This window comes from Methylobacterium sp. AC433, assembly GCF_979253015.1.
The window spans coordinates 149,547-168,474 of the sequence record NZ_CEEDBN010000008.1 but is presented as its reverse complement, the minus strand read 5'-3'; the positions used below and the strand labels follow the sequence as shown (position 1 = coordinate 168,474).

General features: G+C 71.1%; 15 protein-coding genes. 9 read left to right on the top strand and 6 right to left on the bottom strand.

Annotation, left to right across the window (positions count from 1 at the left end):
* Nucleotides 1–12: 12 nt before the first annotated feature.
* Complete coding sequence (locus AC0IWM_RS13895; RefSeq protein WP_471755887.1) at nt 13–1,557, bottom strand: cation:proton antiporter; 1,545 nt, start codon at nt 1,555–1,557, stop codon at nt 13–15.
* Nucleotides 1,558–1,629: 72 nt separating this feature from the next.
* Nucleotides 1,630–2,133: an OsmC family protein gene (locus tag AC0IWM_RS13890; protein WP_471755885.1), complete on the bottom strand. Its 504-nt coding sequence runs from the start codon at nt 2,131–2,133 to the stop codon at nt 1,630–1,632.
* Nucleotides 2,134–2,309: 176 nt separating this feature from the next.
* On the opposite strand from AC0IWM_RS13890, the gene AC0IWM_RS13885 reads away from it, so the two are divergent.
* The 3 genes from AC0IWM_RS13885 (at nt 2,310) to AC0IWM_RS13875 (ending at nt 6,703) form a co-directional block, all read left to right on the top strand.
* Complete coding sequence (locus AC0IWM_RS13885) at nt 2,310–3,185, top strand: cell envelope integrity EipB family protein (RefSeq protein ID WP_471755883.1); 876 nt, start codon at nt 2,310–2,312, stop codon at nt 3,183–3,185.
* A 159-nt stretch (nt 3,186–3,344) separates the two neighbouring features.
* The gene (locus tag AC0IWM_RS13880) at nt 3,345–3,920 is read left to right on the top strand and encodes a PilZ domain-containing protein (protein ID WP_471755881.1); all 576 of its coding nucleotides are present in this window, start codon (nt 3,345–3,347) and stop codon (nt 3,918–3,920) included.
* A 440-nt stretch (nt 3,921–4,360) separates the two neighbouring features.
* Nucleotides 4,361–6,703 (top strand): putative bifunctional diguanylate cyclase/phosphodiesterase, encoded by a 2,343-nt coding sequence (locus AC0IWM_RS13875; protein ID WP_471755879.1) that lies wholly within the window; start codon nt 4,361–4,363, stop codon nt 6,701–6,703.
* A gap of 6 nt (nt 6,704–6,709) precedes the next feature.
* Here AC0IWM_RS13875 and AC0IWM_RS13870 read toward each other — a convergent pair whose 3' ends face one another.
* A complete protein-coding gene (locus AC0IWM_RS13870) occupies nt 6,710–8,014 on the bottom strand; it encodes a flavin monoamine oxidase family protein (protein WP_471755877.1) in 1,305 nt (434 codons plus the stop codon).
* 318 nt (nt 8,015–8,332) lie between these two features.
* On the opposite strand from AC0IWM_RS13870, the gene AC0IWM_RS13865 reads away from it, so the two are divergent.
* The 4 genes from AC0IWM_RS13865 (at nt 8,333) to AC0IWM_RS13850 (ending at nt 13,829) form a co-directional block, all read left to right on the top strand.
* The gene (locus AC0IWM_RS13865) at nt 8,333–9,049 is read left to right on the top strand and encodes a sulfate transporter family protein (RefSeq protein WP_471755875.1); all 717 of its coding nucleotides are present in this window, start codon (nt 8,333–8,335) and stop codon (nt 9,047–9,049) included.
* Nucleotides 9,050–9,217: 168 nt separating this feature from the next.
* Complete coding sequence (locus AC0IWM_RS13860) at nt 9,218–10,357, top strand: complex I NDUFA9 subunit family protein (protein ID WP_471755873.1); 1,140 nt, start codon at nt 9,218–9,220, stop codon at nt 10,355–10,357.
* Between the two features lie 56 nt (nt 10,358–10,413).
* Nucleotides 10,414–11,781: a glutamate--tRNA ligase gene (gene gltX / locus AC0IWM_RS13855; protein ID WP_471755871.1), complete on the top strand. Its 1,368-nt coding sequence runs from the start codon at nt 10,414–10,416 to the stop codon at nt 11,779–11,781.
* A 119-nt stretch (nt 11,782–11,900) separates the two neighbouring features.
* On the top strand, nt 11,901–13,829 hold the full coding sequence (locus AC0IWM_RS13850) for an ABCB family ABC transporter ATP-binding protein/permease (RefSeq protein WP_471755869.1): 1,929 nt from the start codon (nt 11,901–11,903) through the stop codon (nt 13,827–13,829).
* Nucleotides 13,830–13,839: 10 nt separating this feature from the next.
* Here the strand turns inward: AC0IWM_RS13850 and AC0IWM_RS13845 are convergent, their stop codons facing one another.
* Nucleotides 13,840–15,414, bottom strand: coding sequence for a LysM peptidoglycan-binding domain-containing protein (locus AC0IWM_RS13845; RefSeq protein WP_471755867.1), 1,575 nt, complete (start codon nt 15,412–15,414; stop codon nt 13,840–13,842).
* 221 nt (nt 15,415–15,635) lie between these two features.
* Between AC0IWM_RS13845 and AC0IWM_RS13840 the strand changes: the two genes are divergently transcribed.
* Nucleotides 15,636–16,238 (top strand): LOG family protein, encoded by a 603-nt coding sequence (locus AC0IWM_RS13840; RefSeq protein ID WP_471755865.1) that lies wholly within the window; start codon nt 15,636–15,638, stop codon nt 16,236–16,238.
* A 31-nt stretch (nt 16,239–16,269) separates the two neighbouring features.
* Here the strand turns inward: AC0IWM_RS13840 and cysS are convergent, their stop codons facing one another.
* The gene (gene cysS / locus AC0IWM_RS13835; protein ID WP_471755863.1) at nt 16,270–17,649 is read right to left on the bottom strand and encodes a cysteine--tRNA ligase; all 1,380 of its coding nucleotides are present in this window, start codon (nt 17,647–17,649) and stop codon (nt 16,270–16,272) included.
* A gap of 328 nt (nt 17,650–17,977) precedes the next feature.
* Between cysS and AC0IWM_RS13830 the strand changes: the two genes are divergently transcribed.
* Nucleotides 17,978–18,316, top strand: coding sequence for a hypothetical protein (locus AC0IWM_RS13830; RefSeq protein WP_471755861.1), 339 nt, complete (start codon nt 17,978–17,980; stop codon nt 18,314–18,316).
* 78 nt (nt 18,317–18,394) lie between these two features.
* Here the strand turns inward: AC0IWM_RS13830 and AC0IWM_RS13825 are convergent, their stop codons facing one another.
* On the bottom strand, nt 18,395–18,913 hold the full coding sequence (locus tag AC0IWM_RS13825) for a CreA family protein (protein ID WP_471755859.1): 519 nt from the start codon (nt 18,911–18,913) through the stop codon (nt 18,395–18,397).
* Nucleotides 18,914–18,928 lie beyond the last annotated feature (15 nt).

Genomic DNA, 18,928 nt, shown 5'->3' with positions numbered 1-18,928 from the left:
CTTCCGCGCGCCTCAGGTCTCGGCCCGGGGCGTCGCGTTCATCTCGGCCCAGTCGAACTCCTCCTCCAGCACGTAGTAGGCGTCGTCGCCGATATCGCCGGAGCGGCGCAGGGCCAGCACCCGGTCCCGCGCCGCCTCGATGGCGCGCCGGCGGGCGGCATCGGCGGGCAAAGCCTCGGAGGCGAAGCCCGTGTCGCGGGCCTCGGCCTGCTCCAGGGCGATGCGGAACTCCTCGCGCAGGGCCTCGGAAGGTGCGTCCTCCGCGTCCTCCAGGGTTTCGAGGGCGGCCCGGTAGGCCTCCGTCCGGCCATGCCCCACCTCGCGGCCGACGGGGTCGTTGTCCTCCAGCCCGAGCCGGCCGAGCAGGAGGCGCAGGGTCAGCCCCTGCACCGTCAGCGTGCCGATGATGACGCAGAAAGCGGTGAGCACGATGAGGTCGCGATAGGGAAAGCCCGGATCGCCGTCGGGCAGGGCCAGCGCCGTCGCGATGGTGACGATGCCGCGCATCCCCGCCCAGGACACCGCGATGCCGGCCGAGAGGCCGCGGTCACGGGTCTCGGTCCCGTCGGCCCCGAGGCGGGCGAGGTGGGCCGTGGGCAGGACCCAGATGAAGCGCACCGCCACCACGGTGAGGAACACCGCCGCGCCGACCAGCGCGTAGGAGACCTGCTGCGCCTGGGTCAGGCGCTCCAGGATCGGCCCGATCTGCAGGCCGATCAGCACGAAGGCGAGTACGTTGAGGACGAACACCGCCGTGTCCCAGACCGCGTAGGAGACGATGCGGGTGCGCGGCGGGGTGTGGCCGGGGGCGATCCGCGCCACCGTGATGGCGAAGGTGACCACGGTGAGCACCCCGGACAGGTGCACGTGCTCCGCCCCGATCCAGATCCCGAAGGCGGCCACGAACTGCAGCACGATGACGCTCGGCGCGTCAGCGACCGGGCGCGTCGCGGCGCTGTAGAGGAGGGCGAGGACCGGCCCGGCCACGAGGCTGCCGAGGATGCCGACCACGAAGGTCGGCCCGATCTCGGCGGCCGAGAACGTGCCGGAAACCGCTGCTGTGACGCCGAGGCGGTAGATCAGCAGCGAGCCCGCATCGTTCAGGAGGCTCTCGCCGCGCAGGATCGTGGTGAGGCGGTGGGGCAGGGAGACGTGGCGCAGGACCGAGAGCGCCGCGACGGCGTCGGGCGGCGCCACAACCGCGCCGAGCACGATGCAGGCGGCCCAGGGCATGTCGGGCACGAGCCACTTCACAACCACGGCCACGGCGGCCGTCGTCGCCACCACCGCGCCGAAGGCAAGGCCGGCGATCGGGCGCCAGTGGGTGCGCAGGTCCCGCACCGAGGTGTCGTAGCCGGCATCGAGCAGCACCGGCGCCAGGAACAGGGCCAGCGCCAGTTCCGGGTCGAGGACGAGGTTGGGCACGGCGGGGACGAAGGCGAGGCCGATTCCCCCGAGGGCCAGGAACACCGGATAGGGGGCGCCCACCCGGCGGGCGAGCCCGGCCAGGAGCACGGCGCCGAGGAGGACGCCGACGGTCCATTGGAAAATCATCATGTCGAGAGGAACGCACCATCACGGCGCCGGGATCACTCGCCCCGGCGCGAAACCCGGCGGTGTCGGTCAGCCCTACGCGAGGGTGACGGCGAGCTCCGGCTTGTGGTTCAGGGTCTGGAACACGACGCAGTAGCGCTCGGTCAGCTTGAGGAGCTGGTCGAGCTTGTCCTGGGAGGCGTCGGTGTCGAGGGCGAAGGCGAGGCGGATCGCGCGGAAGCCCACGGGCGCCTCCTTGTCGACCCCCAGGGTGCCGCGGAAATCGAGGTCGCCCTCGGCGCTCACCGTGCCGGACCGGAGCTCGACGCCGATCGCGGTGGCCACCGCCTTCAGGGTGACGCCGGCGCAGGCCACCAGGGCTTCGAGCAGCATGTCGCCCGAGCAGAGCTCGGCACCGGAGCCGCCGGTGGCCGGGTGCAGGCCCGCCACCGCGAGGGCGCGCCCGGTCTCGACCTTGCAGGCGATCGCGGTGTCGTCGAGGCTGCCCCGGGCGCGCAGGGTCACCACGGCCGCGTCCGGGGCGTTGCGGTATCGGTCCTTGATCGGGGCCTGGAGCGAGCGCAGGGTGTCGGCGTCCATGGGCGTTTCCTTACTCCCGTCTTCCGGTTCTTCTTCTGCAGACCCATCTAGGGCGCCCCGTCGGCGCGGCGAATGCGGACGCAGCCGATCGAACCTCGCTCGGATCCGCGGGATGCCCTATCTGGAAGGCATCGGCGGGGTCCGCATCCTCCGGCCCCGCCCTGTCAGGAGACTCCATGCGTCGTCCCAGCGTGAGTGCCGCCGCCGCGATGGCGCGGATGGCCTTCCCCGGCATCGCCGCCGGCCTCGTCCTGTTCGCGACCGGGGCGGAGGCCGCCGCGCCGATCACCCTCGCCAATCACCGGGCCGTCTACGACCTCTCCCTCGCCGAGAGCAGTGGAACCCGGGCGGTGGAGAGCGCGCGCGGGCGCATCGTCATCGATTTCACCGGGGATGCCTGCAAGGGCTACACGATGCAGACCCGGCAGGTGACGGTGCTGGAGAGCGGAGAGACCGGCAGCCGCACCTCGGACCTGCGCAACACCACCTTCGAGAGCGGGGACGGGCGCAGCTACCGTTTCAAGACCAGCACGGTGCTCAACGGCACGCCCGGCCAGGCGGTGGACGGCACCGCCGAGGCGAGTTCCGACCTGCTGAAGGTCAAGCTGAAGGAGCCCAAGCGCGACCAGTTCCAGGATTCGGGCGAGGTCCTGTTCCCCACGGTGCACATGCGGCGCCTGATCCAGGCGGCCCGCGACGGGCAGAGCACCGTCTCGGTCAAGGTCTTCGACGGCTCCGACGATGGGCGCAAGGTCTACGACACCCTCGCGGTCATCGGCCGGCAGGTCCCAACGCCGACGGCCTCCGACCGGGCGGCCGCGCGCGACAAGCCGCTGCGGGACGGACCGATGGCGAACGTGCCCCGCTGGCCCGTCACCTTGAGCTACTACATTCCCGGGCAGGGCGAGCGCACGCCGATCTACGTCCTCAGCTTCGACCTTTACGAGAACGGGGTCAGCGGCGCGCTGCGGCTCAACTACGGCGAATTCGCCGTGGTCGGCGATCTCACCCGCCTCGATACCCTTCCGTCGAGCAACGACTGCAACCCCTAGGAGCGGTGCCCGCGTGGGCGCCGGTCCACGGGCCCCGCACACGCCGCCGGGCGGGTCACTTCGCACGCATGTGAAACGGATTGCCTCAAATTGTCAGCGTCGCCGTAAAGAAATTTCCGGGACCGAGCCCTCTTATGGCACTGCAACCGCAGAACGGTCATGGACGAACCTTCCACCGCAACCCAGACGAGACTGATCCTGCCGGCCATCTGCTGGAATCGGTATCGCGCCGACTTCTATGCCGTCACCGCCGACCTCTCCGTGACCGGACTTCGCTTCCGGTCGTCCGTCGTGCCGTCCCCGGGCGAGGCCCTGTCCTGCAGCATCCGGCACGCAGGCTCCCTGGAGGCGCTGGTCATTGAGGGCGGCAGGGAGCATTTCGTCGCCCGGGTGATCCGCGCCGAGGCGCCGCTCCCCGTCATCGTGCGCCGGATGCTCGACCTCGCCTCCGAGCAGAATGGCGGCGAGGTGCCCCAGCGCGTGCATCCCCGCTTCGTGCCGGACCGGCCCGACATCCTCGTCACCATGTCCTGCGGCACCCGCATTCCCGGCCGGCTCATCAACGTCTCGGCTTCCGGCGCCGCCCTGCGTGTCGACATCCCCCTGGAGCCGGGCACGCGGATCACCCTCGGCCAGACGCCCGCCACGGTCGCCCGCTGCTTCGAAGACGGCATCGGCGCCGCGTTCCTGCAGCCCCTGTCTGTCGGAGAACTCGGACCGCACGTCACCCTGTGAGGTCGGGGACTGAAGGACGTCCCGGCTGCGGGCTGACGGAGCGACGCGATTCCGCGAGCCCGGCGCAACGTCAGCTGGCATGGTCAGCCGCGCTGCAATTAAGATTCTTTCAAATGACATCTTCTAGGCTGCGGGCTGGTCGATGAGCCGATGGACGTGACGATGGGCAAGGCGGACACAGCGGCCAATCCGAGCCCGCGGCACGGCAAGGACCTCGTCGGACGTCCGAGGACCCGCGCGATGCCCTGCGGACCGGTCGTTCCGGATCCGCGGCGCGCGGTCCGCTGAACACCGCGCACCCGATGTCGAGCCCGCCCGTCCCCTCGCTGCCCGCCCTGGCCGCCCGCGTGTCCCAGGTTCCCGTGGCCGCCTGGGGCCGTCGGTCCAGCGACCGCGTCCGGTCGCCGGTCCCTGCCGCGCCGCCGACGGACGGACCGGGCATGACGCCCGCCGAGCCCGGGACGACGAACCGCTACGATCTCGAGGCCCGGGCCGGGCACATCGACGAGGTTCTGCAACTCGCGCCCTATCTCGCGGTGACCCATGCGGTGGTCGCCGCGACGGTGCTGCTGCTGTTCTGGAGCGAATCGCGCCAGCTCTACCTGTCGTTCCTGTTCTTCTGCATCGTGCTGCCCGCCACCCTTGCGACGATCGCGGCGCGGCGCCAGCGCCTGCGTCGGCTGGATCGGGCCGGCATCCTCATGGGACACCGGATCGCGGGCGCGTTCGCGCTGATCCTGGGGATGTCCTGGAGCAGCATGCCGCTGATGCTGTTCCCGAACTCGGATGCCGAGGGACGGATGTACGTGGTGGCCATCTGCGCCGGCCTCATGGCGACCACCTACACCTTCGGCGCGCTGCCGCATCTCGGCCTCGTCTTCGCGGTGCCGATCGCCCTGGGTAGCCTGATCGCCCTCGTCCTGACGGGTGGGACGGTCGCGTGCTCGCTGGCGGCGATGCTGGCGATCTATTCGGCCTTCGTGATCCTGACCGCCGGACGCATGGGCCGGCTCTCGGAACAGCGGATCGTCGACCGGGTCCGGGTCGGCGAGCAGAACGAGACGATCAGCCTGCTCCTCCACGATTTCGAGGCGAACACGAGCGACTGGCTCTGGGAGACCGATACCGAGGGGCGGCTGCAGCACGTCTCCGAGCGCATCGGCCAAGTGGCGGGCGAACCTCCGGGCGCCCTGCACCAGGCGCCGTTCGCGGCGCTCTTTCTCGGCACCTGCGAGCCCCGGCCGATGACGCCCGAGATCGCCGAGGTGCTTACCCTCGTGGCCGAGCGCAAGATCTTCCGCGAGCGCGTGGTCGAGGTCACCATCAGCGGCCTGACGCGCTGGTGGCGCCTCAGCGGCCGGCCGATCACCGACAGAAGCGGGGCCTTCCTGGGCTTCCGTGGCGTCGGCTCGGACATCTCCGACACCCGCCAGTCCGAGGCGCGGATCGCCTACTTGGCGAGCTACGATTCGCTGACGGGCCTCGCCAACCGCACCCTGTTCCAGGACATGGCGACCCAGCTCTGCGCCCGCGCGCAGGCCTCCGGCGAACCCTGTGCGCTGCTCTATCTCGATCTCGATGGCTTCAAGTTCGTCAACGATACCTTCGGCCACGCCCTCGGCGACGTCCTGCTGGGCCGGGTGGCGCAGCGACTCTCCGGCGCGGTCCCACCCGAGGCGCTGGTCTCGCGCCTGGGCGGTGACGAGTTCGCCATTCTCCTCGCCGGCGGGAACGAGGAGGCGCTGATCGGCCTTGGCCGGCGCCTGATCGGGGCTCTGAGCATGCCCTATACCCTCGAAGGGGTTCAGGTGGAGATCGGCGCCAGTATCGGCCTCTCGATGGCGCCGCGGGATGCCCACAGTCCCGAAGGCCTCCTCAGCAGGGCCGACCTTGCGCTCTATCGCGCCAAGGCCACCGGCCGCGGCAAGGTCCGGGTGTACTCGCCCGATCTCGAGGCCACGATGCGCCTGCGGCGCGAACTCGAAGTCGACCTCAAGCGGGCGGTGGCGCAGGGGGAGTTCAGCCTGAACTACCAACCCCTCGTGGGGCTGACGGACGGCCGGGTCCGCACCTTCGAGGCCCTGCTCCGCTGGACCCGCGCCTCCGGCACCCTCGTCTCGCCGGCCGACTTCGTGCCGGTTGCCGAGGCGTCGGGCCTGATCTCCGAGATCGGCCGCTGGGTCCTGATGCAGGCCTGCCGCGAGGCCGCGCGCTGGCCCGACGACATCCGGCTGGCGGTCAACATCTCGCCGATCCAGTTCCGGAACACCGACCTCATCGCCGACGTGACGCAGGCCCTGACAGCCGGCGGGCTCGCGCCGGCACGCCTGGAGATCGAGGTCACCGAGTCGGTGTTCCTCGAGATGAACGCCACCACCATCGCCAATCTCAACGGGCTGCGCGCGCTGGGCATCCGCGTGGCGCTCGACGATTTCGGTACCGGCTACTCGTCGCTGAGCTATCTGATCCGGTTCCCCGTGGACAAGATCAAGATCGACCGCTCCTTCATCAAGGACATGGACAGCCGACCCGAGTGCCAGGCGATCATCGAGGCGATCCTGACCCTGGCGCACAAGCTCGCAATCACCGTCACGGCCGAGGGGGTCGAGACGGTGGAGCAGGCGCAGATGCTCAAGGCGAGCCGCTGCGACGACATCCAGGGCTTCCTCTTCAGCCCGGCGCGGCCGGCGAACGAGATCGCGCAGCTCATCGCCACCCTGCCGACGCGCTTCGGCGAGATCTTCCCGCTCCTGCCGGTGACGTTCCGCCGGGCGACACCCTGAGGCGGCCTAGCCGCGCAGGCGGCCGGCCACCGCCGCGCCCGCCCGCGTGCCCTCCTCATAGGCGCCCCCCGCCGTGCCCCATTGCAGGCGCGACAGGGCCTCCCCGGCGAACCAGAGCCGGTCCGCCACGGGGGCCCGCAACTGCGCCCGGGCCCCGGCATGGCCGGGCGGCACCACGGCCCAGGACCCGCGCGCCCAGGGATCGTGGCGCCACGCGCTCACCGCCGGGATGGTGAGGTCGTGCAGGGCACGGGTGCCGAAATGCGCGACGAGCGTCGCCCGGACCAGGCGGCGGACCCCGTCCGGCCCGGCCCGGCGGGCATCGAGGGCGGCGGCCATGGGCGCGTCGAGCTCGAAGAAGTGGAAGGGCGTGCCGTCGATCCGGGTGAGGAGGCCCGGGCTCGCCTCGCGTTGGCCGACGAGGCTGGCGAGCCGGTCCGCTCCGCGGAACGGGCAGGATGGCCAGTGCAGCACCGCGTGCTCGTAGATTCCGGTGGCGAATCCCGTGATCGCGTCCGCGACCTCCGGGGGGAGGGCGGGCGTGAAGAGGGGCGTGGCCCGCAGCACCATGGTGGGGATGGTGACGACGACGGCCCGGGCTGCGTAGCTCCGGGATCCCGCCCGCACCCGCACACCCGCGCCCGACCAGTCGATGCCGGTGACCGGCGTCCCGAGGGCGATCGGCAGCCCCTGGGCGAGGCGGGCGAGGTAGCCGCCGTAGCCGCCGGCGATGAAACGGTTGTCGCCGTACTCCATGCTCGGAAAGTCCTGGAGCGAAACGCGAGCGAGCGACTGCCCGGAGACGAGGCCGTGGACCCGCTCCACCCGCCGGCCCCAGGGCCCGAGGCCCGGCGGCAGGGCTGTGGCGGCCGGCCGGTCCGGTCCCGCCCAGGCCGCCTGGGTGCTCATCGCCCGGTCGGCGACCGCGAAGGCGCGGCCCAGGGCCGCCGCCTCCGCCGGGCGGCCGCGCCGGCGACCGACCCAGAGGTGGCTGTCCTGCGCCGCCACCCGCAGGGGTTCGCCTCGCTCGGTGGCCAGGCGCACCAGCGGATTGATCGGCCCCGCATGCAGCCAGTGGCCGCCGAGATCGACGGCATGGCCCCGCAGGGACGCGGTGACGAGGCGCCCGCCGACCCGGTCGCGCGCCTCCAGCACCGCCACCCGGATCCCGCGCTCGGTCAGCGCGCGCGCCGCCGCGATGCCGGCGGCGCCAGCCCCGACGACGACGACCTCCGGGTCTTCGGGCAGGGGCGCCAGGCGCGGCGCGATGCTCGGGCGCCAGCGTTCGTGCTCGGGGCGGGACGTCCTCATGGATGACGGTCTCGTTCCTGTCGGATGGGTGGCCACGGGCCTAGCAGAGGGCCGCGGCGGGCGACACCGCGCCTCCGGTCGCAATCCCGTCGCACGGGCCAGTCACACGAGAGAAAACTCCGGCGTCCAGGGTCGCGGCCGCGAATCGCCGTCCCGCCGGCCCGCGGGACGGGCGGGTGCAGCGATGCCCCGCACTTGCGCCTGCGCAGCGCCATAGCCAGAACCTGTGGCGAGAACCTCTGGACACGGTGCGCGCGGGGGCGACGCAGGCCGGGCCCTTCACGACCGGACCGACTCGAGACCACGGGATTCCCAGGTATGCTCATCCAGGCCGCCTTCGCCGCCCTCCGGCAGGTGTTCTCAGCCCCCTTGCGCGCGATCCTGTGGAAGTCTCTCGGGCTCACCGTGGGCATCCTCGTCGTCGTCTGGTTCGGGCTGACGCGGGCGATCAACTGGTTCCTGTCCCAGCACCACCTTTCGGTGGACTACCCCTTCCTCGACACCCTGGCGGTGTTCTTCGCCGGAGCCGGCCTGTTCGTCGGCCTCGCCTACGTCATGCCGGCGGTGTCGATCCTGGTGGCGGGCTACTTCCTCGACGATGCGGCCGAGATCGTCGAGCGCACGGACTTCCCCGGTGATCCGCCCGGCATCGCGCTGCCGCTGGGCACCGCGATGTTCTACGCCGTGCGCTTCGCCGGCCTGGCCCTGCTGGTGAACCTCGTGGCGCTGATCCTGTTCTTCGTGCCGGGGGTCAATCTCGTCGCGTTCTTCGGCGCCAACGCCTACCTGCTGTCGCGGGAGTATTTCGAGCTGGCCGCCGGGCGCTTCCGGCCGATGGCCGAGGCCGGCGCCATGCGGCGCCACTACGGCGGCACCACGCTCCTCGCCGGCGTGATGCTCGCCGGCCTCATGGTCGTGCCGGTGCTCAACCTCGTCACCCCGCTCTTCGGCATCGCCCTGATGGTGCACGTGCACAAGGGCCTGAGCCGGCGCACCCCGGTCGCGGGACCCCAGCCCCAGCCGCGCCTGCGCTGAGGCCCGTCCCGGCTCCCGGAACAGCCGGGTCCGAATTTCACCGGGCGGCCTCCCGTCTGGCGGGGAAGTGGTCTAGATACGCTGCACCAGGCTCAAGGACCGGCGCCGAACGATGCCCCGCAGGGGGGTCGGACGGGCGCAGGGGCCGCTTTTCGAGACGCACGAGCGATGACCGGCTTCGAGACCCTCCCCCTGACCCGCCCCGCCTCGCAGCTCGTCACCGTGTTCGGCGGGTCGGGCTTCCTCGGGCGCCACGTGGTGCGGGCGCTGGCCAAGCGCGGCTACCGGATCCGGGTGGCCGTGCGCCGGCCCGACCTCGCCCTGTTCCTGCAGCCCCTCGGCAAGGTCGGCCAGATCGTCGCCGTGCAGGCCAACCTGCGCTACCCCGAGTCGATCGCCCGGGGGGTCCAGGGGGCCGACATCGTCGTCAACCTCGTGGGCATCCTGCAGGAGACCGGCAAGCAGAGCTTCTCGCAACTGCAGGCCGAGGGCGCGGGCGAGATCGCCCGGGCGGCCGCGGCCGTCGGCGCGCCCCTGGTCCACGTCTCGGCCATCGGCGCCGACGCGGACTCGCCCTCGCAATATGCCCGCAGCAAGGCCCTGGGCGAGGCCCGGGTCGCCGAGGCCGGCGGCCCTCACGTGATCCTGCGGCCCTCGCTGGTGTTCGGCCCCGGCGACAGCTTCTTCAACCGCTTCGCCGCCCTGGCCCGCGCCCTGCCGGTGCTGCCGCTGGCCGGCGCCGAGTCCCGCTTCCAGCCCGTCTACGTCGCCGACGTGGCCGAGGCGGTGGCCCGCGCCGTGGAGGGCCACGTGCCCGCCGGCAAGGTCTACGAACTCGGCGGCCCCGAGGTCGAAACCCTCGAGGCGCTGGTGCGCTACATGCTCAAGGTGACGATGCGCAAGCGCGTGGTCCTGGGCCTGCCGCAGCCCGCGGCCCTGCTCCAGGCCCGCGCCCTCGAAGTGGTCGACACCCTCACCCTCGGTCTCCTGCCGGACAGCCTCAAGCTCACCCGCGACCAGGTCACCCTGCTCCAGAACGACAACGTCGTCTCCGAGGCGGCCAAGGCGGAGGGACGCACCCTGGAGGGCATCGGCCTGCAGCCCACCGCCATGGAGGCGGTGGTGCCGGGCTACCTGTGGCGCTTCCGCAAGGCGGGGCAGTTCTCGAAGGTGCAGGAGTTCGAGAGCGCGGTCCCCGAGACCCTGACGCCGAAGCCCTTCGTGCCGCGCAGCGGCAGCGGGCCGGCTCTCGGCCCGGATTCGAACGCGCCGAGCCGCATGGGCGTCCGCTGGGGCACCCGCGGCTGAGGCCTCCCCGCGTCACCGGAGTCCTCAGGGCCGGCGAAATGGTCTAGAGGGCGCCCATGACTCAGGCCTCTCCGTCCCATGCCGGCGCACCCCTGGTGCGCTTCGCGCCGTCGCCCACCGGCTACCTGCACATCGGCAATGCCCGGCCGGCGCTCCTCAACGCGCTGTTCGCCCGGGCGCGGAGCGGGCGTTTTCTGCTCCGCCTCGACGACACGGACCGGGAGCGCTCGACGGAAGCCTTCGCCGAGGCCGTGTCCGAGGATCTCGCCTGGCTCGGGATCGTGCCCGACCTGTTCGCCCGGCAATCCGACCGGGTGGCAATCCACGACGCGGCCGCCGCGCGGCTGAAGGCGATGGGCCGGCTCTATCCCTGCTACGAGACGCAGGAAGAGCTGGAGCGCCGGCGCCGGCGCCAGCTCGGGCGCGGCCAGCCGCCGATCTACGATCGTGCCGCCCTGAACCTCACGGAGGCCGAGCGCGCCGCCCTGGAGACGGAGGGGCGCACGCCCCATTGGCGCTTCAAGCTCGACGCCCGCACCGTGGCCTGGAACGACCTCGTGCGGGGCGAGGCCCACGTCGATTGCGCCTCGCTCTCCGATCCGGTGCTGATCCGCGCCGACGGCAGCTACCTCTACACCCTGCCTTCCGTGGTCGACGACGCCGAGATGGGCATCACCCACGTCATCCGCGGCGAGGACCACGTCACCAACACCGGCGTGCAGGTGCAGATCTTCGAGGCGCTCGGCAGCGCGATCCCGGTCTTCGGCCACCACAATCTCCTGACCACCGTGGACGGGGAAGGGCTCTCGAAGCGCCTCGGCCACCTGTCGCTCCGGGGGCTGCGCGAGGCCGGTTACGAGCCGGGCGCGGTGCGCTCGCTGGCGGTGCTCACCGGCTCGGCGGAATCCGTCCGCGCCGTGGCCGGCCTCGACGAACTCGCCGGCCTCGTGGACCTGGCGCAGATCTCGCGGGCGCCGGCGAAGTTCGACCCGCAGGAGCTCGACGGGCTCAACGCGCGCCTCGTCCACGCCATGCCCTATGCGGCGGTCGCCGGCCGCCTCGCGGCACAAGGAATCGCGTCCGAGCGCGCCGAAGCCTTCTGGGAGGCGGTACGGCCCAACCTCGCCAAGGTCTCGGAGGCGGAAGACTGGTGGCGCGTTGTCACCGGGTCCGTAGCCCCGGTCATCGCCGATCCGGCCTTCGTCGGAGCTGCCGCCGCGCTCCTGCCGGCCGAGCCCTGGGACGCCGAGACTTGGAAAGCCTGGACGGGCGCCGTGAAGGCGAGCACGGGGGCCAAGGGCAAGGCGCTGTTCATGCCGCTTCGCCTCGCCCTCACGGGCCTCGAGCACGGGCCGGACCTCGCCGGCCTCCTGCCGCTGATCGGGCGGGACGCGGTGCTGCGCCGGCTGGCGGGAAAGGGCTGAGGGCCTCCCTCTCTGCGGCGCATGCAGGGCCGCCCCCTCGGCTTCGGTGACTGTCGCCGGGCGGGCGGCACCCCTATATGCGGGCTCGACGCCGATTTAATCCCGAGCCCCGGATCCGAATGAGCACCGACCCCGCACCGGCGGCACCGGTCGCGGCCGCGCCGCCCGCGCGTCCCGGCCTCGTCGCCACCTACCGCCGTCTCTGGCCCTATCTCTGGCCCCACGGCCGGCCCGACCTGCAGCGGCGCGTCTTCCTCGCCTTCGGGCTGCTGATCGTCGCCAAGTTCGTGACGATGGTGACGCCCTTCACCTTCAAGTGGGCCACCGACGCCCTGGTGGCGATGACCGATGCCAAGCCGGGTGCGGCCGTGCCCACGGGCCTGCTCGCCGCCCCGATGCTGCTGATCGGGCTCTACGGCCTGTCCCGCATCCTGATGGCGGGGCTGACGCAGGTCCGCGACGGGCTGTTCGCTAAGGTGGCGATGCATGCCGTGCGCCGCCTGGCGCTGCAGACCTTCGAGCACATGCACCGGCTCTCCCTGCGCTTCCACCTGGAACGCAAGACCGGCGGCCTGACCCGCGTGCTGGAGCGTGGGCGCGGCGGCATCGAGGAGCTCTCGCGCCTGATGGTGCTGACCCTGGTGCCGACGATCGTCGAGTTCCTCCTCGTCATCGGGGTGCTCGCCTACGAGTTCGACTGGATCTACTCGGTGGTCGTGTTCGTGATGGTGGCCGCCTACCTCGCCTTCACCTGGAAGGCGACGCAGTGGCGCATCGAGATCCGTCGGCGGATGAACGCCTCCGACACCGACGCCAACACCAAGGCCGTCGATTCGCTGCTGAATTTCGAGACGGTGAAGTACTTCGGCGCAGAGCTGCGGGAGGCGGAGCGCTACGACGTCTCGATGGCCAAGTACGAGAAGGCCTCGACGCAGACCTACGTCTCGCTGGCGATCCTCAACGCCGGCCAGGCGGCGATCTTCACGGTGGGCATGACCATCGTGATGTGGCTGGCCGCGACGGACATCATGGCCGGGCGCACCACGCTCGGCGGCTTCGTGCTGGTCAACACCATGCTGGTGCAGCTCTCGATGCCGCTCAACTTCATGGGCATGATCTACCGCGAGATCAAACAGGCGCTGATCGACATCGACGACATGTTCCAGATCCTGCACCGCAACCCGGAGATCGCCGATCGGCCGGAGGCGCTGCCGCTCGCCGTCTCGGACGGCGTGGTGCGGTTCGAGAACGTGCGCTTCGCCTACGATCCGTCCCGGCCCATCCTCAAGGGCGTGAGCTTCGAGGTGCCGGCGGGCCGGACGGTCGCCATCGTCGGTCCCTCGGGGGCGGGCAAGTCGACCCTGTCGCGCCTGCTCTTCCGGTTCTACGAGCCGCAGAGCGGGCGCATCCTCGTAGACGGCCAGGACATCGCGCAGGTCCGGCAGGCCAGCCTGCGGGCGGCCATCGGCATGGTGCCGCAGGACACGGTCCTGTTCAACGACACCATCGGCTACAACATCCGATACGGCCGCTGGGACGCCACCCCGGCGGAGGTGCGCGCCGCCGCGTCGCTCGCGCAGATCGACCGCTTCATCTCCGCCCTGCCGGAGGGTTACGACACGCCCGTGGGCGAGCGCGGCCTGAAGCTCTCGGGCGGCGAGAAGCAGCGCGTGGCCATCGCCCGCACCATCCTGAAGGGACCGCCGATCCTGGTCCTCGACGAGGCGACCTCGGCCCTCGATTCCTTCACCGAGCGCGAGATCCAGGACGCCCTCGACACCGTGAGCCAGGGCCGCACCACCCTCGTCATCGCCCACCGCCTCTCCACGGTGGTCAAGGCCGACGAGATCATCGTCCTCGACAAGGGCGTCATCGTCGAGCGCGGCGACCACGCCACCCTGCTGGAGCATGACGGCGTCTACGCCGCGATGTGGAGCCGTCAGCGCGAGGCCGATGCCGCCCTGGAGATTCTCCAGCGCAGCGAGGCGGCCCTGCCGGTGCCCAAGGAGCGGCCGGCTTTGGTGCCGGAGCGCGTACCCGCCGAGTAGGCTCGGCGCCTCAACCCCGCCTGTCGGCCTGTGGCACCGCCGCGGTGCCGTCGGTGGGCAGGACGAAGATCTGGCCCGGATAGATCAGGTCCGGGTTGCGGATCTGCGGCTGGTTGGCGTCGAAGATCACCGTGTAGCGGGTGCCCTTGCCGTAGATGCGCCGGCTGATCTGCCACAGGCTGTCGCCGCGGATGATCTTCGCGGTTCCGATCTCCGGAACGAAGACCGTGGGGCTCCGATCCGCCGGTGCGGGGGCCTGACCCTGCGTCGCGTCCGCCTGCGCGGGCGGGGCGGCCCGCAGTGTTCCGGCTTCGGGGTTCGCGGACCCGAGTGCGGCCGGGGGCTGCGGAGCCGGCGTTCGGGGCTGCGCCGCCGCGGGCAGGGCGGCCGGGTTCTCGGGCGTTCCCGCGCGTGCGACCGGGCGCGGGCCTGCCGCGACCGGCGGCGGGCTGCCCAGGGCGAGGACCGCGCCGCCCTCGGACGGCCGGACCACCCCGGGGGCCGATGGCTTGGCCACGGTGACCGGCACGTTGAAGGCCACCTCGGAGCGGGTCTTCACCTTGCCGGAGACGGGATCGACCTGATCCACCCGGACCTTGTAGTCGCCCGGCCGGACACCGCGCCCGATGGTGAAGGCCACCCGCCCGTCGGCGCCCGCACTTCCCGGCGCCACCAGGGCGTCGTTCAGGTAGAGCCGCACGGTGGCTCCGGGCGCGGCCTGGCTCGTGACGTAGAGCCGGCCGCCTTCCTCCGCCTCGACGCTGACGATCTTCACCGGCCCGGTGCGGTCCGCATCGGCCTTGGCAGCGCCCTCCGCCGACGAGGCCGGGCCGGCCGATCCCGCAGCAGCGCGCGTGCCGGGCATGTTCGTTGCGAGCCCGCCATCGACCTTGCGGGCCTTGTCCGAATCGGTTTTGCCCGCGTCGGCGACGTCGGTTCCCGGGGGCGTGGAGGCCGGATCAGGCTGCGAGAGCACGATGGTGGGCTTGTCGGGGGAGGTCAGGGCGATGAGGGGCTTGGCATTGCGATGGGGCGAAACCACCACCGCCACGCTGTCGCGCGAGACGCGAACCTGACCGTCCGCGCCGAGCGCCCGCAGGGTGATCTCACTGTTGCCGGAGGGCAGGGCCGGGGGCACGATGGCGAACTGGCCGGAAGGGTCGACCAGCGCACGGGCAATCGGCTCGTTGTCGCGCAGCAGCTCGACGGTGGTGTTGGGCGCGGCCCGCCCGGCGATCACGGCCTCGCCATTGGGTTCGATCCGGATGATGTCGAAGGTCGGCGCTTCGCTGCCCGCTTGGCTGCCCGCGGCCCGCGCCGGCGCCTGGGCCGCCAGGGGCTTTCCCGCCGGTGTCGCCCCTTCCTCGGGAACCGCGTCCCGCCGGGCGGAGCCGTTCGGGTCGGCGGCGCCTGCGGAGGGCTTGGCTGCGGATGGGCCGCTCTCCTCGGTCGACCCGAGGCCGACCGGGGCGACGAGGCCGCGCTTGAACAGGGTGCCCGCGCCGTAGAGGGTGACCACCAGGGCAAAGCCCGCCAGGAGACCCACGCAGGCGAGGAAGATGCTGCGTCGCAACTCCGCCCTCATGACACGCCACTCCTTCGTCCACCGGCACGGCGGCCGAAATTCCATCGCCGCGGGATCGGGCCCGTCGACAAACCGGCGATTGATGGCGACATATTAGCGAACATGACCGGATCACCAAATCACACCTGCCGCATCACGGCCGGATCTTCCGTAAAATCAGCAGTTTGGCTCGTGGACAGGGATGCGCTGGCCCTGGTCGCGCCGCATCAGGGAGGCCCGGCATGGTTCCGGTAAGGACGGTCTGTGTCTATTGCGGCTCCGGCTTCGGCGGCGATCCGGCCTTCACGGCTGCCGCCGTCACCCTCGGCAAGGCCCTGGCGGAGGCCGGGATCGGGCTCGTCTACGGCGGCGGCAATGTCGGCCTGATGGGCACGGTCGCGCGCGCGGTCCTCGAGAATGGCGGCCACGTCACCGGCATCATCCCCGACTTCCTGAAGTCGCGCGAGCGCATGCTCGACGAGATCCAGGAGACCATCGTCGTGGAGGACATGCACACCCGCAAGCGACTGATGTTCGAGCGCTCCGACGCCTTCGTGGCCCTGCCGGGCGGCATCGGCACCCTGGAGGAACTGGTGGAGCAGCTGACCTGGGCGCAGCTCGGCCAGCACAACAAGCCGATCCTGCTGCTCTCGGTGGCGGATTTCTGGACGCCGCTCCTGACGCTCCTCGACCACATGCGGGCCCAGGGCTTCATCCGCGAGGGGCTCGACCTGAGCTATCTCGTGGCCACCGAGGCGGCCGACGTGGTCGGCCTCCTGCGCGACGCGGCCGGATCGGTCGCGCCGGCCCCCGCCGCGGAGGCCCTGGTGGCGGAGCGGTTCTAGGGCAGCACGCTCCCGTTCGCGGCGGCCCGACTCAGGTCGCCACGCTCCAGGTCGTTCCGTCCTTGCCGTCCTTCACGGCGACGCCCATCCCCAGCAACTCGTCGCGGATCCGGTCCGAGGCGGCCCAGTCCTTGGCGGCCCGGGCCGCGCGGCGGTCCGCGACCAGCGTCTCGACCCGCGCGACGTCGATGCCGGCCGCCCGGATCGTGCCACGATCGCGGGCCGACTTCGCCTGGGTGAGCAGGCCGAGAAGGTTGGCCCCGGCCTTCAGCGCCGCCGGGTCGTCGAGGCGGTGCAACTCGGCGAGCGCCGCAGCGGTGTTGAGGTCGTCGAGGAGCGGCTCCCGCACGCCTTCCGGGATCGTGTCGGATGCGTCCGCGTCGCCGACGGTCCCGTACCAGCGGTCGAGCGTCCGGGCCGCCTCTTCCAGGCCGCGCAGGGTCCAGTCGATCGGCTGGCGGTAATGGGTCTTCAGCATGGCGAGACGGGCCACCTCGCCGGGCCAGTCCTTCAGCACGTCGCGGATGGTGATGAAGTTGCCGAGCGACTTCGACATCTTCTCCCCCTCCACCTGGAGGAAGCCGTTGTGGAGCCAGACATCGGCCATCACGTCGGTGCCGAAGCAGCAGCGCGACTGCGCGACCTCGTTCTCGTGGTGGGGGAAGATGAGGTCGATGCCGCCGGCATGGATGTCGAAGCGCTCGCCGAGATGCTTCCAGGACATCGCCGAGCACTCGATGTGCCAGCCCGGCCGGCCCGGTTCCGCGATTCCGCAGGGGGAGGGCCAGGACGGCTCGCCGGTCTTCGAGGGCTTCCACAGCACGAAGTCGAGGGGCGAGCGCTTGTAGGGCGCGACCTCGACGCGGGCCCCCGCCTCCATCTCGTCGAGGGGACGCTTCGAGAGGGCGCCGTAATCGGGCATCGAGGGCACGTCGAACAGCACGTGGCCGTCCGCCACGTAGGCGTGGCCGCGATCCACCAGGCCGGCGATGATGGTGTGCATCTCGGCGATGTGGTCGGTCGCCCGCGGCTCGACGAAGCGCGGCCGCTCGCCCGGCACGTTGACGTCCTCCGGCATCAACACGCCGAGTTCGCGGATGTCGGCGTGGAAGGCCTTCAGGGTGCCGTCGGTGAGTTCGCGGATGCTGATCCCGCGTTCGGCAGCACGGGCGTTGATCTTGTCGTCCACGTCCGTGACGTTTCGCGCATAGGTGACGTGGGGCGCTCCGTAGAGGTGGCGCAGCAGGCGGAACAGCAGGTCGAAGACGATGATCGGCCGGGCATTGCCGATATGCGCCGCATCGTAGACCGTCGGGCCACAGGCATACATCCGCACGTTCGTCGGATCGATCGGCGCGAACGCGGCCTTCTCGCGGGTCAGCGTGTTGTAGAGCCGCAACATCGAGGCCATGAAACTTTCCTTACGTCCCGGGCCTCCATCCGTGCCCGTCCGCTCCTGAACCGCCGCACCGCGTTGGTTTTACGCGGCTTTTGCCGCAACGCACCCAACCGCCTGCCACATCGTTGCCGCGTTCCGCTCAGGGGCCTGTTGCGCGAAGGCGACGGCCGCGCCGCCCGTCCTGGGCTACCCCAAAACCATGAGCAATTCGAGAACGACGCCGGACCGGCACTCTCCGGAACCGGCTGCCTCGAAAACCACGGAGCGGCGAAAGGGTTTGTTAACCTGGTGCCGTGAGATTTTCGCCCCATACGCTTCCGACATCAGCAAGGTTCTGCCCATGCGCCGCGCGGCCGCCAGTATCGGCGCTCTCCTCGCCCTCGCCCTCACCGGTCACGGCACCCTGGCCTCCGACGGCGAGAGCCCGGCCAAGGCGCCCGGCACCGTCGAGAAGACGTTCCTGATCCCGTCGAGCGAGGGCTACGGTGTCGGCGACTGCCTCACCAACGGCGAGAGCGCCTGCGGCCAGGTGGTGGCCAACGCCTGGTGCGAGGCACAGGGCTTCGCCTCGGCCGGCTCCTTCGGCGTCGCCGCCCAGGACGAGTACACCGGTGCGATCCCGCCGGCCCCGGTGGCCAAGGCCGCCGAGCGTCCGATCCGGATCACCTGTCAGGATTGATCCTCTCCCAGGCCTGATCGAGCCTTGGGCTCGACACGCAGCCGTGCCACCCCCGCGGAGGCGGCCCGGCCTGGCGGCCTACTTCTCCATGAACGCGTCGCAGCGCGGCGGCGGCTCGGTGCCCCAGGGCATCAGCGGCACGGCCGAGGTGGAGTTCTTGGGCGAACCCTGGATCACCTTGTCCGAATAGACCATGTAGATCAGCGTATTGCGCTTGGTGTCGCAGCCGCGCACGATCTGCATCGACTTGAAGATCAGCGACCGGCGCTCACTGAATACCACCGCGCCCTGCTTGAACTTCTCCTTGAACTGCACTGGGCCGACCTGACGGCAGGCAAGCGAGATGTCCGAGACGTCTTCCGCCAGGCCGAGGGTGCCCTTGATGCCGCCCTTCTCCGGCTGCGTATACCAGCAGGCGACCCCGGCCACCGACGGATCGTCGATCCCGTAGACCACGAGCTTGTCGTTGGGCGTCAGCGGACGCCATACGGTCGACTTGTCGAAGATGCGGTCCGCATCGTCCGCGTGCGCGGGGTGCGCGGCGAGGCCGAGCCCCAGCGCCAGCGCGCAGCCTGTGAGACCCCGAAGCCACATCATCGTATCATTCCCCTC